We start from the raw sequence: 13,377 nt of genomic DNA, 5'->3' as shown, positions 1-13,377 counted from the left end.
AGCGGTCATTAAAAAATACCTTTGCTAAACACACCTGGGGTTCATTAGGAGTTACATGATGGAAATGCTGAAATTCGGCAAGTTTGCCGCTCTTGCTCTGGCCATGGCCGTGGCCGTTGGTTGCTCGTCCAAAGGCGGCGAAGGCGCTGGTTCCGGCGAAGGCGCCGTTGACCCGAACGCTGGCTACAACGCCGGTGGCAGCGGTGTAGACGGCAGCATGAGCGAAGAAGCCGCTCTGCGCGCTATCACCACCTTCTACTTCGAGTACGACAGCTCCGACCTGAAGCCGGAAGCCATGCGCGCTCTGGACGTACACGCCAAGGACCTGAAGGCCAACGGCAACCGCGTTGTCCTGGAAGGCCACACCGACGAGCGCGGCACCCGCGAGTACAACATGGCTCTGGGTGAACGCCGTGCCAAGGCCGTTCAGCGCTACCTGGTCCTGCAGGGCGTTTCCCCGGCCCAGCTGGAACTGGTTTCCTACGGCGAAGAGCGTCCGGTTGCCACTGGCAACGACGAGCAGTCCTGGGCGCAAAACCGCCGCGTAGAACTGCGCAAGTAATTCGCCATGGGCAAGTCCAGTCGTGCTCTGACCCTCTTGGCCCTCTCCAGCCTGCCGTTCGTGGCGCTGGCTGAGGTTCCCGTGGTGGATAACAACGCCGGTTACGGTGGAAGTTACCCGCCGTCCGGTTATGGCACGGCTGGCGCCGCCTACGCCGGGACAGGGGCCCCCGCGGCCCCTGTCTCTGCGCAGGGCGAGCTGTTCATGCAGCTGCAGCAGATGCAGGAAGAGATCACTCGCCTGCGCGGCATGGTCGAGGAGCAGCAATACGAGATCCAGCGCCTGAAACAGGAAAGCCTGGAGCGTTACCAGGACCTCGATCGCCGTCTTTCCGGTGGTGCCGCCGCTGGCGCTCCGGCTACCCAGAATTCCCCTGCCGCTGGCGCACCCGCCAGCGGTGCCCCGGCCGCTCCGGCGCAGCAGGCTGCCGCCAGCAGCGAACCGGGCGACCCCGCGAAGGAAAAGCTCTACTACGACGCCGCCTTCGACCTGATCAAGGCCAAGGACTTCGACAAGGCCAGCCAGGCGTTCAACGCTTTCCTGCGCAAGTATCCCAACAGCCAGTACGCCGGCAACGCGCAGTACTGGCTGGGCGAGGTGAACCTCGCCAAAGGCGACCTGCAGGGCGCCAGCCAGGCCTTCGCCCGCGTTGGCCAGGCCTATCCGCAGCACCCCAAGGTGCCGGACTCACTGTACAAGCTGGCGGATGTCGAGCAGCGCCTGGGCAACACTGCCAAGGCCAAGACCATCCTGCAGCAGGTCATCGCCCAGTATCCGGGCAGCTCTGCCGCCCAACTGGCCCAGCGCGACCTGCAGCGCCTGCCCTGATTCCTGAACCCGGAATCAAGAAAACCCGCGCCAGCCGCGGGTTTTTTCGTTAGAATCGCCGGCCTCCACCCTTCAATCCCGCAACGGAGGCGGATGGCCTGTTTCGCCGTCACGCCCGTGGCTGATATGCATCAAACCCTGCGAATTACCGAGATTTTCTACTCGTTGCAGGGGGAAACACGTACCGCCGGACTGCCGACGGTCTTCGTGCGCCTCACCGGCTGCCCCCTGCGTTGTCAGTACTGTGACACCGCCTACGCCTTCAGCGGTGGCGAGATCATGACCCTCGACGCCATCCTCGAACGCGTCGCCGCCTACAAGCCGCGCTATGTCTGCGTCACCGGCGGCGAGCCGTTGGCACAGCCGAACTGCATTCCGCTGCTGCGGCGCCTGTGCGACGCCGGCTTCGATGTTTCCATCGAGACCAGCGGCGCCCTGGACGTGGCCCAGGTCGACCCGCGGGTGAGCAAGGTGGTCGACCTGAAGACCCCGGGCTCCGCCGAAGTCGGCCGCAACCGCTACGAGAACATCGCCCACCTGACGGCCAACGACCAGGTCAAGTTCGTCATCTGCTCCCGCGAGGACTATGACTGGGCGGTTTCCAAGCTGATCGAGTACCGCCTCGACCAGCGCGCCGGCGAGGTGCTGTTCTCGCCCAGCCACAGGGAGGTGAATGCCCGTGAGTTGGCGGACTGGATAGTGGCCGACAACCTGCCCGTGCGCCTGCAATTGCAGCTGCACAAGATCCTCTGGAACGACGAGCCGGGTCACTGATCCGGCGCGATTGCGCACTTTGCCCGCCCGCGTCCGAGGGCGTGGGCGGGCCGATTTCGAGGGATATCCCATGAGCGAGAAGAAAGCGGTCATCCTCCTGTCCGGCGGCCTGGATTCGGCCACTGTGGTCGCCCTGGCCCGCGCCGAAGGCTACGCCTGCTACAGCATGAGTTTCGACTATGGCCAGCGCCATCGCGCCGAACTGCATGCGGCCGAGCGCGTGGCCCGCCAGTTGGGCGTGGTGGAGCACAAGGTGATCGGCCTCAACCTGAACGGTATTGGCGGTTCCGCCCTGACCGACACCTCCATCGACGTGCCCGAGAGCCCCACCGAGGGCATTCCGGTGACCTACGTGCCGGCGCGCAACACCGTGTTCCTCTCGCTCGCCCTGGGCTGGGCCGAGGTGCTGGGTGCGCGCGACATCTTCATCGGCGTCAACGCCGTGGACTACTCCGGCTATCCGGACTGCCGCCCCGAGTTCGTCGAAGCCTTCGAGCGCATGGCCAACCTCGCCACCAAGGCCGGGGTAGAAGGGGATGGCTTCCGCATCCGTGCGCCGCTGCAGAACCTGAGCAAGGCCGAGATCGTCCAGGCCGGCATGCGCCATGGCGTCGATTACGGGCTGACCGTGTCCTGCTATCAGGCTGACGATGATGGTCGTGCCTGCGGCAAATGCGATAGCTGCCGACTGCGTGCGGCGGGCTTTTCTGCGGCTGGAGTGAAGGATCCTACGCGCTATCAGTAATTTTTTTTCGCGAGGGTGTTGAATTCATGAATAAAATCAGTATCATGCGCCTCGCGTTGGGTCGTTAGCTCAGTCGGTAGAGCAGTTGGCTTTTAACCAATTGGTCGTAGGTTCGAATCCTACACGACCCACCACCTTCCAAAGCCCGCCTTTTCAGGCGGGCTTTTTCGTTTCCGGGTGTTTCTCCGGGCGGCTTGCGAAGGCCTGTCGCTCAAGTGTCCAGCGGCATGCTGATGGTCAGGGTGGTCCCGCTGTTCGGCGAGCTGTCGATGCGGAGCTCCCCACCCAGCATGCCGATGCGCTCCTTCATGCCCGCCAGTCCGAAGGAGTCCGCCTTGCGCTCGTCCGTCATGCCGATGCCGTCGTCCTCGATCCGCAGCTGCAGTCTTCGCCCGTCCTGTTTCAGCTCCACCTGAACTCGTGTCGCCTGCGCGTGCCGGGTGATGTTCGACAGCGCCTCCTGGAGAATGCGGAACAGCGCGGTGGCCCGCTGGTCGTCCTGGTCGCAGTGGAAGTCCGCCCCACTTACCTGCAGCCTGCAGTCGGTGCCCGTGCGCTGGCGGAATTCCTCGAGCTGCCACTCGATCGCCGCCTGCAGGCCCAGGTCGAGCACCGGCGGTCGCAGGTCGTTGATGATGGCGCGCACGCTCCTGATCGCGGTATCGATGTGGTTGAGTGCGTCGCTCACCCGTTCCACGAGTTCCCGGGGCAGGGCGTCGGCGCGTTCCTGCAGCATGGACACGTCCATCCGAAGTGCCAGTAGGCTTTGTCCCAACTGGTCGTGGATTTCTCGGGCAATGCGTTTGCGTTCCTCTTCCTTGATCTGCTCCTGATAGGAGGCCAGGTCGCGCAACTGCAACTTCGAGCGCAACAGCTCCTCGGCCTGCAGTGTCAGCTTTCGCTGCAGGTAGAAGAGGTCGACGAATACCTGGATCTTGGCCCGCAGCACTTCGGGCAGGATCGGCGAGAAGATGAAGTCCACCGCGCCGGAGCTGTAACCGCGAATCCTTTCGGAGTCCGAACTGGCTTCGGCCGTGATGAAGATGATCGGCGTGTGCGCCGACTTCGGGCGGCCATGGATCAGGGTCGCGGTCTCGAAACCATCCATCTCCGGCATCTTCACATCCAGCAGGATCGCGGCGAAGTCGCGCTGCAACAGCAGGCGCAGGGCTTCGCGTCCGGAGGTGGCGGTGCTGATCTCCAGGCCCATGTCGGCCACCACGGCGGCGAGCGCAGCGAGCTTGGCCGAATTGTCGTCCACCAGCAGGAGGGCCGCCGGCACACCGTCCGGAGGTGTGAGGTGGTGGAACTGGGTCTGCTCCCTGAATACCGGTATTTCCTGCCGCTCGGTCCCCATCTCGGAGTCCTCTTCTCACCTGCGCCAGGCAGGGGTCAGCGATAGAGCCACTTGCGTATCAATGACAGCAGCTGATCGGTGTTCACCGGCTTGCTGACGTAGTCGGATGCGCCGGCCTCGATGCAGCGCTCCCGGTCGCCTTCCATCGCCTTGGCCGTCAGCGCGATCATCGGCAGCGCGTCGAACTTCGGATACCGGCGAATCTGGCGCATGGTCTCGAAGCCGTCCATGCCGGGCATCATGATGTCCATCAGGACGATGTCGATGTCCGCCTGCTCTTGCAGGATCTCGATCGCGCTTCGGCCATTCTCGGCCGAAACCACCTGTATCCGATTGGATTCCAGCACGCTGGTCAGCGCGAAGATATTGCGCACGTCGTCGTCCACCACCAGGGCTTTCCTGCCCTCCAGGCTTTCCGAGGCCTCATGCAGGCGTTCCAGCACCCTGCGCTGCGCCTCCGACAGCCCAGCCAGGCTGCGGTGCAGATACAGCATGGTTTCGTCGAGCAGGCGCTCCAGGGAGCGGACCTCCTTGATCACGCCCCGTCCCAGCAGCAGCCTCAGGCGCCTCAGCTCGGGCCTGGTCAGGGTCTCGCTGCCGACGACGGTAGTCGGGATGTCGCGGGTCGCCGGGCCCTGCTGCAGCGTCTCGAGGAATTCGATGCCGCTGGCGCCGCAGCTCTTGAGGTCCACGACGAGGCAGTCGACGCGCTTCCTGCCCAGCCGCTTCAAGGCCTCGGCGCAGCTGCCGAACGCTTCCAGCTGCACATCGCCATCCCCGAGCAGATCGAGGATCTGCGCGCGCTCGCCTTCGTCGCTTTCGACGAGCAGCAGGTTCCTGGTCTTGCGCTGGATGAACTTCGCCAGGGCTGCCAGCGCCTGTCTGATGTCGGTGGCCGCCAGCGGCTTGACCAGGAAGCCGAACGCGCCGAGGCGCCGGCCCTGGGTGCGCTCATCCCTGCTGGCGACGACCTGCACGGGAATGTGCCGCGTGGCGAGGTTGAGCTTGATCCGTTCGAGCACCTGCCAGCCGTTGACGTCCGACACATCCAGGTCAAGGCTGATGGCCGCCGGGCTGTACCGCTCGATCAACTCCAGCGCCTCCCCGCCGCGGGGGCTGGCGATGCATTTGAAGCCCTGCTGTGGTGCGGCGCTGAGCCAGGTGGCGGTGAGGCGCGCATCGGCGCTCAATACCAGCAGCACCCGGTCCCCTGGCTGCACCGACTCGCGGTCGTCCACAATTTGTGCCGGCTGCGCTGGCGGGAAGTCGTACCCGGCTTCGGCCAGCGATTCCTCCACCGCCAGCCGGTTCGCTTCGTGGGCCCGCACCGGTACGAACAGGGCGAAGCTGCTGCCCTTGCCGGGCTCGCTCCTGATCAGCCTCAGCTCCCCGCCCAGCACGCGCGCGAGTTCGCGGCTGATCGACAGGCCGAGCCCGGTGCCGCCGTATTTGCGCGAGGTCCCGGTATCGGCCTGCTGGAACGCCTCGAATATCAGGTGCTGCTTGTCGACGGGAATGCCGATGCCGGAATCGGTGACCACGAAGCCCACCACCGGATTGGCGCTATTGAGTTCACCATGGTCTTCGCTCCACCCCGAGGCGGCGGGGGCGATGGCGATCCGGACACCGCCGTTCTCGGTGAACTTGAAGGCGTTGGACAGCAGGTTCTTCACCACTTGCAACAGGCGCTTGCCATCGGTCCAGATGGAGGAGGGCAGGGTTGGCGCCAGTTCGATGGTGAAACCGAGCCCCCGGCTCTCGGCCACGGGGCGGAAAATGCGTTCGATCTGGTCGTGCAGGTCGGAGAACAGGGTTTCGTCGAGGTTCAGGGTGACGGTGCCCGACTCGATCTTGGACAGGTAGAGGATCTCGTCGATCAGCTCCAGCAGGTCCTTGCCGGCGCTGTGAATGGTCCGGGCGTACTCGACCTGCTTGGGCGTAAGGTTGCGTTCCGCGTTGTCGCTGAGCTGCTGGGCCAGGATCAGCAGGCTGTTCAGGGGCGTACGCAGTTCGTGGGACATGCTGGAAAGGAATTCGGACTTGTACCTCGAGGTCTGCATCAGCTGCTCCGCCTTCTCCTCCAGCGACAGCTTGGTGATCTCCACCTCGCGGTTCTTGCGTTCCACTTCGGCCTTCTGTTCCTCCAGCAGGCGGGCCTTGTGCTCCAGCTCTTCGTTGGTCTGTTTCAGCTCTTCCTGCTGGACGCGCAGCTCCTGCGCCAGGGATTGCGACTGGGCGAGGAGTTCCTCGGTGCGCATGTTGGCTTCGATGGTATTGAGCACGATACCGATGGATTCGGCGAGCTGGTCGAGGAAGTGCTGATGGATCGGGCTGTACGCGGTCAGCGAGGCCATCTCGACCACAGCCTTGACCTTGTCCTCGAAAGGGATCGGCAGCACGACGATATTCAGCGGTGCTGCCGCGCCGAGTCCCGAGGAGATGGCCACGTAGCTGCTCGGGACATCGGTCAGCAGGATGCGCCGTTTTTCATAGGCGCACTGGCCGACCAGCCCCTCGCCCAGCCGCCATTCGTCGTTGACGTTGATATTGCCCTTGAACGCGTAGGTCGACAGCAGCTTGAGCGTCGGGGCGTCGGGCGGGGTCTCGGTCATCATGTAGAACACGCCGTGCTGGGCCTCGATCAGCGGTGCCAGTTCGGACAGCACCAGCCTGGCGACGGCACACAGGTCGCGCTGGCCCTGGAGCAGGCGGGTGAACTTCGCCAGGTTGGCCTTCAGCCAGACCTGCTCCGCATTCTGCCGCGTGGTCTCGCGCAGGTTGCGGATCATCTCGTTGACGTTGTCCTTCAGCTCCGCCACTTCGCCCTTGGCATCCACCTGCACTTCCCGCGTCAGGTCGCCCTTGGTCACGGCGGTGGCCACGTCGGCGATGGCCCGGACCTGGCTGGTCAGATTGGCGGCCAGGCCGTTCACGTTGTCGGTGAGGTCGCGCCAGGTGCCGGCGGCGCCCGGCACATTGGCCTGGCCCCCCAGCTTGCCCTCGACACCCACCTCCCGCGCCACCGAGGTGACCTGTTCGGAGAACAGCGCCAGGGTATCGGTCATGTCGTTGATGGTGTCGGCCAGTTCGGCGATTTCGCCCTTGGCCTCGAGGGTGAGTTTCTTCTTCATGTCGCCGTTGGCCACAGCGGTCACCACCTTGGCGATGCCGCGCACCTGGTTGGTCAGGTTGGCGGCCATGAAATTCACGTTCTGGGTGAGGTCCTTCCAGGTCCCGGAAACGCCTTCCACCTGGGCCTGGCCGCCGAGCTTGCCCTCGCTGCCGACCTCGCGGGCCACCCGCGTCACTTCGGCGGCAAGGCTGTTGAGCTGGTCGACCATGGTGTTGATGGTGTTCTTCAGCTCGACGATCTCACCCTTGGCTTCCACGGTGATCTTGCGCCCGAGATCGCCCTTGGCCACCGCGGTCGTCACGTCGGCGATATTGCGGACCTGGTTGGTCAGGTTGGCGGCCATGCTGTTCACCGAGTCGGTCAGGGCCTTCCAGGTACCGCCCACGCCGGTCACGGTGGCCTGGCCGCCGAGTTTGCCGTCGGTGCCCACTTCACGCGCCACCCGCGTCACTTCGTCGGCGAAGTTCGAGAGCTGGTCGATCATGGTGTTGACGGTGTCCTTCAGCTCGAGGATCTCGCCCCTGGCCTCCACCGTGATTTTCTTGCCGAGGTCGCCGCGCGCCACCGCCGTGGTGACGTCGGCTATGTTGCGCACCTGGTTGGTCAGGTTGGCGGCCATGCTGTTCACCGAGTCGGTCAGGTCCTTCCAGGTGCCGGAGACTCCCGGCACCTTGGCCTGGCCGCCGAGGATGCCCTCGGTACCGACCTCGCGCGCCACCCGGGTCACTTCGGCGGTGAAGGAACCGAGGCGCATCACCATGGTGTTCACCGTCTCCGCCGATTTCAGGAACTGGCCCTTCAGCTTCAGGCCGTCGAATTCCGTAGGCATCTGCTGGTGCAGGTCGCCTTCGGCCACCGAGCCGATGACACGGATCATCTCGCTCATCGGGCTGATCAGGTCATTGGTCAGGGCATTGCTCGAATTGACGATGGTGCGCCACGAGCCCCGCAGCATCGGCAGTTCGATGCGTTCGTGGACCTTGCCCTGCTTGCCGACCTGCCGCGCCACGCGTTCCATCTCGCTGACGGTATCCGCGGCCATTTCGATGATTTCGTTGAGGGTCTCGGCGATCCTGCCCGGTATCCCGCTCCGGTCCTCCGGCATGCGCGTGCTGAAATCGCCCCTGCGGAAGGCCTTCAGGGTCGCGAGCAAGACCGCCAGGTCCAATTGTTCGGGTGGCGTTTGTGTAGCCATGGTTCGCCCCGCCAGGATTCTGAATCCTTTTCCCGGAGCGTTGCGTCGGCAGGAAGCTCAGGCGCCAGGGATGGAGCTGCCCCGGACTGGAGCTCACGCGGGAGGGGCCAGGGCAGCAGACCCGGGACCGCCCACGTTCGCATCCTGAAACTATAGCTGCCGGGTCGAAGGCTTTGGCCGCCAGTCCTGGTGGCGGCCTCCGTGGCTTGCCGGTCCTCGATGGCAGGAATAGTGTGAAGGTTCGTCGGCAAACCTAGTTGTGCAGCGCATCGGCCTGCCTCGGGGGCGTCCCATGACTGACCGCAGAATCAGGGTCCTGCTGGTGGATGACCACAGCATCGTGCGCAATGGCGTGCGGCGCATGCTGGAAACGGCAGGCGAGATCGATGTCACTGGCGAGGCCGAGACGGCCCAGGAAGCGATGCGCCTGGTCCAGGCCCAGGACTTCGACGTGGCGCTGGTGGACATCAGCCTGCCCGACAAGAGCGGCCTGCACCTGCTCAGGATGTTGCGCAGCGACAAGCCCAGGCTGGCGGTGCTGATGCTGAGCATGCACTCCATCGAGGCCTACGCGCTGCGCGCCATCAAGCTTGGTGCCGCGGGCTACCTGACCAAGGACATTTCCGCAGGCACCCTGGTCGACGCCGTGCGCAAGGCGGCCCAGGGCGGCAAGCACGTCACCCCCGAGCTGGCGGAGCAGCTGGTCAACGCCATTGGCACCGGCGGCGGCGCCCCCCACGAAATGCTCTCGGACCGGGAGCTGGAAGTCCTCAAGCTGCTCGCCTCGGGCGAACGGATCGTCCGCATCGCAGAACTCCTGCACCTCAGCCCGAGCACTGTCACCACCTATCGCTCGCGCATCCTGGAAAAGACCGGCATGGACAGCAATGCCAAGCTGGCGCGCTATGCCCTGGAAAACGGTCTGCTGACATAGGGCAACGTGCCTGTAGTCGAAACCCTACACGCGCATGGCCGCTACAACGACAGTAGGTGCGCGCGAATGACGATACCGGCGACTGCGCCGCTTCCGCATAGTTCCCTCCACTACCAGAACAGGTCGCCGGTGGAGAGGGTTTCTCCGGCATTTTTTCAGGAATGTCTATCGACGGGAGGCGAATCATGCAATCAATCAATGCATCGCCGCATCCCATGCAAGGTTTCCACAAGCGCAACGCCACAACCGATTTCTGGACACACCCCATCCAGCTCGAACTGCCGTTTCTTGATTCGGGATCGCCTGCGCTGAACCAGCTGGATTCGTCCTTGCCGACGCCGGGACGTCCAGCCCGGAACGAGTGCCGCAATCGTGTCGAGTGATCGAGCAAACCGGAGGTTGAACAATGGGTTATTGGCTGTGTGCCTTGCTGTGGGGGCTGGTGCTGCTGGAGGAGGTCCAGTGCATACCGCTCCGGGAGTGGAAGGCCGATGGAATGAGAAAGGTGTTACTGCTGCGTCGAACCAGGACCAGGAGCGCGTACTTGCTTGCTCTGGCAGCGGGAGCCTTGTTCTTGTATGTCGAGCTTTCGTTGATGCTGATGAACCAAAGCGATTTTGACTTCAACCAGGTGGTCGCTCTGGCAAGCGTGGTCTGGGGCGGCTATCTGGCTCTGCTGTGCATGAAGGGAAGGAGATAGGCCGGTCTTGCCTTCTGGCCGTGCCCGGCTCCAAGGAGCTGGCCTATTTCAGGTTGGTGCTGATGTTGGGACTTTAAACTACCTGTGAGACCGTTCTGGTGCGGAGCGCACCATGGTCAGAGGAACGAGTCGTACAGGTGATGCTGGTCCAAGCCTGCCTTTTCAAGGCAGGCTTTTTTATTGTCGGCAGTGGGAAGGCAAGGCCCTTGCGGCACCGTGGACGGACGGTGGCTGCCGGGCCTGTCCCGGAGCCGCCCAATCTGCGGTATGATCCGCCCCCCAATCCCTGTGGCATCCAGGCCACAAGGGCCCGGGTGTATAATTGTTTCCGCGTCAATGCGCTCGCAGGTTCCAGTTCTATGACACAGCTTTCCGAACGCTTTCTGGTCCAGGCCCACCTTGCCGCCAAGCAGCCCAAGCAGCTGACGGCCGAGGAAGAGGCGCACTTTCGTGCCGCCATCGCCGCCGAGCTGAAGGCGCGGGACGCCGTGCTGGTGGCACATTACTACTGCGATCCGGTGATCCAGGCACTGGCCGAGGAAACCGGCGGCTGCGTCTCCGACTCCCTGGAAATGGCGCGTTTCGGCAACCAGCACTCGGCACAGACCGTGGTAGTGGCCGGCGTGCGCTTCATGGGCGAGACCGCGAAGATCCTCAACCCCGAAAAACGCGTGCTGATGCCCACCCTGGAGGCCACCTGCTCCCTGGACCTGGGTTGCCCGGTGGACGAGTTCTCGGCCTTCTGCGACCAGCATCCCGAGCGCACCGTGGTGGTATACGCCAATACCTCGGCCGCGGTGAAGGCCCGTGCCGACTGGGTGGTGACCTCCAGCTGCGCGCTGGAAATCGTCGAGAGTCTGATGGACAACGGCGAGAAGATCATCTGGGCGCCGGACCAGCACCTGGGCCGCTATATCCAGCGTGAAACCGGTGCCGACATGCTGCTCTGGGACGGCGCCTGCATCGTCCACGAGGAGTTCAAGGCCAAGCAGTTGCAGGACATGAAGGCGCTGTACCCGGACGCTGCCGTGCTGGTCCACCCGGAATCCCCCGAGGCGGTGATCGAACTGGCCGACGCGGTGGGGTCCACCAGCCAGTTGATCAAGGCCGCGCAGACCTTGCCGAACAAGACCTTCATCGTCGCCACCGACCGCGGCATCTTCTACAAGATGCAGCAGCTGTGCCCGGACAAGCAGTTCATCGAGGCCCCCACCGCCGGCAACGGCGCGGCCTGCCGCAGCTGTGCCCATTGCCCGTGGATGGCGATGAACACCCTGGAGCGCACTCTGCAATGCCTGCGCGAAGGCAGCAACGAGATCTTCGTCGACCCGGCGCTTATCCCCAAGGCGATAAAGCCGCTCAAGCGCATGCTCGACTTCACCCAGGCGGCGCGTCTGAAGCAGGCCGGCAACGCCTGATCGTCACGCCATAAGAAAGCCCGGACTTGTCCGGGCTTTCTTGTAGGGGCTGTCTGGCAGGCCGTTGGCCTGCTTGGCGAATGAATTCGCCCCTACAAGAAGATACGTGCCTCTGTAGGGGCGAATTCATTCGCCAAGGACCGCGCAGCGGTCCCTTCGCATTAGCGCATCATCTGCTTGACCATCGCCTGCTGCTGGATCAGCTCCTGCTGGCGGGCGTCGATGCGTGCGGCCAGGGGGAAGTTGCTGCTGGCGCGGCGTTTGGCGAAGTCCAGCTGCTCGATGCCCTGGTCGAAGTCGCCCACCAGGGCGAAGTACTCGGCGCGCGCCTGGTGCAGGCCGATGGTGTTGCCGGCCAGCCCACGGACTTCGGCCACCTGGTACCAGATATCCGGGTCGTCGGAGCGGGTCCTGAGCAGGTCGTCGAGGACCTTCTCGGCCTCCTTGGCTTTGTTCTGCTTGAGCAGCAGGTCGCTGCGGGCCTGCTTCAGCGGGTAGTTGTTGGGGTACTGGGCGAGCATCCGCTCCACCCGCTGCTGGGCCTCGGCCAGGCGGTTGGCGGTGATGTCCAGGTCCACCTGGGCCAGGTTGTAGACGATCTCGTTGGGCGCCTTGGCCAGCAGCGGGGAAAGGTTTTCCCGCGCCTGGTTGAGCTGGCCGCCCTTGATCAGGGCGATGGCCAGGCCGTAGCGGGCCGCGTCCAGTTTCGGGTCGTCGTCGAGCATGGCGCGGAAGCGCTTGGTGGCGATGCCCGGGGTTTCCTCGAACATCAGCTGTACGCGGGCGCGCATGAGCTGGTAGCGCAGGCTGTTCTCGACACCGCCGGGGGGCAGCTGTTCGGCGCGGTTGCGGGTGTCGGCGATACGGTTCTCGGTCACCGGGTGGGTCAGGAGGAATTCCGGCGGCTTGGCATCGTAGCGGTACTGGCGCATCAGGCGTTCGAACATGCGCGGCATGGCGCGTGGGTCATAGCCGGCTTTTTCCAGGTTGAGCAGGCCGATGCGGTCGGCCTCCTGTTCGTTCTGCCGGGAAAAGCGCCGCTGTTCCTGGATGGCCGCCGCCTGGGTACCCATGATCGCTGCCATGCCGGCATCGCCGGCACCGGCTGCCGCGGCGACTATGCCGGCGAGCATCGCCGCCATCACCGGGATCTGCATGCGCTGCTGGGCCTCGACGCCGCGGGCGAAGTGGCGCTGCGACAAGTGCGCCAGTTCGTGAGCCAGTACCGACGCATACTCGGCTTCGGTCGGGGCATAGAGGAACAGGCCGCCGTTGACGCCGATGATCCCGCCCGGGGCGGCGAAGGCGTTCAGTTGCGGGCTGTTGAGCAGCACGAACTCCAGGCGGCGGTCCTGCAGCTGGCTGGTTTCGGCCAGGCGGTAGACGCTGGACTCGACATAGTCCTTGAGTTGCGGATCGTTGAGCTGCGGCACCTGGCCGCGCAGCAGGCTGAGCCAGGCGCGGCCGAGCTGGTGTTCCTGGTCCGGGGAGACGATGGAGGAGCTGGAGTCTCCCAGGGAGGGCAGGTCGTCGGCCATGGCCGGAGGCGCGAGAAGGCAGGCAAGCGTCAGCAGAGTGGGGCGCAGAAGATTCATGCACTGGGCTCGTTGGCGGCAAAGGCCTAACTGTAGCCTCCAGGCCCGCCGGCTGGCCAGCAGCGCTCTGCCTTGGGTATCCTAACCATCCGCTCAAGAATTTCCGCCCCCCACGGACCGCCAGGCGCCTACCCCG

At 64.4% G+C, this 13,377-nt stretch carries 11 protein-coding genes and 1 tRNA gene; 9 read left to right on the top strand and 3 right to left on the bottom strand.

Annotated features, from left to right (window positions below; translation table 11 throughout):
- Positions 1-58: 58 nt before the first annotated feature.
- From pal to ACFPU0_RS21465, 5 genes are all read left to right on the top strand, one after another.
- Positions 59-562, top strand: a complete 504-nt coding sequence (pal, locus tag ACFPU0_RS21485; protein ID WP_377695313.1) for a peptidoglycan-associated lipoprotein Pal — start codon at positions 59-61, stop codon at positions 560-562.
- A gap of 6 nt (positions 563-568) precedes the next feature.
- Positions 569-1,390, top strand: a complete 822-nt coding sequence (gene ybgF / locus ACFPU0_RS21480) for a tol-pal system protein YbgF (protein ID WP_377695312.1) — start codon at positions 569-571, stop codon at positions 1,388-1,390.
- Positions 1,391-1,516: 126 nt separating this feature from the next.
- Positions 1,517-2,164, top strand: coding sequence for a 7-carboxy-7-deazaguanine synthase QueE (queE, locus tag ACFPU0_RS21475; protein WP_377695311.1), 648 nt, complete (start codon positions 1,517-1,519; stop codon positions 2,162-2,164).
- Positions 2,165-2,234: 70 nt separating this feature from the next.
- Complete coding sequence (queC, locus tag ACFPU0_RS21470; protein WP_377695310.1) at positions 2,235-2,909, top strand: 7-cyano-7-deazaguanine synthase QueC; 675 nt, start codon at positions 2,235-2,237, stop codon at positions 2,907-2,909.
- A 58-nt stretch (positions 2,910-2,967) separates the two neighbouring features.
- Positions 2,968-3,043 (top strand) — tRNA-Lys (locus tag ACFPU0_RS21465).
- Positions 3,044-3,120: 77 nt separating this feature from the next.
- Here the strand turns inward: ACFPU0_RS21465 and ACFPU0_RS21460 are convergent.
- Entirely contained in the window at positions 3,121-4,266 is a 1,146-nt protein-coding gene (locus tag ACFPU0_RS21460; RefSeq protein WP_377695309.1) for a response regulator, read from the bottom strand.
- A gap of 35 nt (positions 4,267-4,301) precedes the next feature.
- On the bottom strand, positions 4,302-8,594 hold the full coding sequence (locus tag ACFPU0_RS21455) for a response regulator (protein WP_377695308.1): 4,293 nt from the start codon (positions 8,592-8,594) through the stop codon (positions 4,302-4,304).
- A 292-nt stretch (positions 8,595-8,886) separates the two neighbouring features.
- Here ACFPU0_RS21455 and ACFPU0_RS21450 point away from each other — a divergent pair, with 292 nt between their 5' ends.
- The 4 genes from ACFPU0_RS21450 to nadA all read left to right on the top strand — a co-directional run bounded on the left by ACFPU0_RS21450 (position 8,887) and on the right by nadA (position 11,646).
- A complete protein-coding gene (locus tag ACFPU0_RS21450) occupies positions 8,887-9,528 on the top strand; it encodes a response regulator (protein WP_377695307.1) in 642 nt (213 codons plus the stop codon).
- Between the two features lie 185 nt (positions 9,529-9,713).
- Positions 9,714-9,911, top strand: a complete 198-nt coding sequence (locus ACFPU0_RS21445; protein ID WP_377695306.1) for a hypothetical protein — start codon at positions 9,714-9,716, stop codon at positions 9,909-9,911.
- 23 nt (positions 9,912-9,934) lie between these two features.
- The gene (locus ACFPU0_RS21440; protein WP_377695305.1) at positions 9,935-10,228 is read left to right on the top strand and encodes a hypothetical protein; all 294 of its coding nucleotides are present in this window, start codon (positions 9,935-9,937) and stop codon (positions 10,226-10,228) included.
- Positions 10,229-10,587: 359 nt separating this feature from the next.
- Positions 10,588-11,646, top strand: a complete 1,059-nt coding sequence (nadA, locus tag ACFPU0_RS21435; RefSeq protein ID WP_377695304.1) for a quinolinate synthase NadA — start codon at positions 10,588-10,590, stop codon at positions 11,644-11,646.
- A gap of 161 nt (positions 11,647-11,807) precedes the next feature.
- On the opposite strand, the gene ACFPU0_RS21430 is transcribed toward nadA, so the two are convergent.
- Positions 11,808-13,241, bottom strand: a complete 1,434-nt coding sequence (locus ACFPU0_RS21430; RefSeq protein WP_377695303.1) for a M48 family metalloprotease — start codon at positions 13,239-13,241, stop codon at positions 11,808-11,810.
- Positions 13,242-13,377: the final 136 nt, after the last annotated feature.

The sequence above is a fragment of the Pseudomonas sp. GCM10022186 genome (assembly GCF_042656385.1).
In the GTDB taxonomy this organism is placed as follows: domain Bacteria; phylum Pseudomonadota; class Gammaproteobacteria; order Pseudomonadales; family Pseudomonadaceae; genus Metapseudomonas.
This window is presented reverse-complemented; position numbering and strand designations above follow the sequence as displayed.

Excerpts from the sequence above, each read along its gene's own strand:
- ybgF (WP_377695312.1), top strand. The coding sequence starts at position 569 with ATGGGCAAGTCCAGTCGTGCTCTGACCCTCTTGGCCCTCTCCAGCCTG.
- ACFPU0_RS21460 (WP_377695309.1), bottom strand. The coding sequence starts at position 4,266 with ATGGGGACCGAGCGGCAGGAAATACCGGTATTCAGGGAGCAGACCCAG.
- queC (WP_377695310.1), top strand. The coding sequence starts at position 2,235 with ATGAGCGAGAAGAAAGCGGTCATCCTCCTGTCCGGCGGCCTGGATTCG.
- ACFPU0_RS21455 (WP_377695308.1), bottom strand. The coding sequence starts at position 8,594 with ATGGCTACACAAACGCCACCCGAACAATTGGACCTGGCGGTCTTGCTC.
- ACFPU0_RS21450 (WP_377695307.1), top strand. The coding sequence starts at position 8,887 with ATGACTGACCGCAGAATCAGGGTCCTGCTGGTGGATGACCACAGCATC.
- pal (WP_377695313.1), top strand. The coding sequence starts at position 59 with ATGGAAATGCTGAAATTCGGCAAGTTTGCCGCTCTTGCTCTGGCCATG.
- ACFPU0_RS21430 (WP_377695303.1), bottom strand. The coding sequence starts at position 13,241 with ATGAATCTTCTGCGCCCCACTCTGCTGACGCTTGCCTGCCTTCTCGCG.
- ACFPU0_RS21445 (WP_377695306.1), top strand. The coding sequence starts at position 9,714 with ATGCAATCAATCAATGCATCGCCGCATCCCATGCAAGGTTTCCACAAG.
- queE (WP_377695311.1), top strand. The coding sequence starts at position 1,517 with ATGCATCAAACCCTGCGAATTACCGAGATTTTCTACTCGTTGCAGGGG.
- nadA (WP_377695304.1), top strand. The coding sequence starts at position 10,588 with ATGACACAGCTTTCCGAACGCTTTCTGGTCCAGGCCCACCTTGCCGCC.
- ACFPU0_RS21440 (WP_377695305.1), top strand. The coding sequence starts at position 9,935 with ATGGGTTATTGGCTGTGTGCCTTGCTGTGGGGGCTGGTGCTGCTGGAG.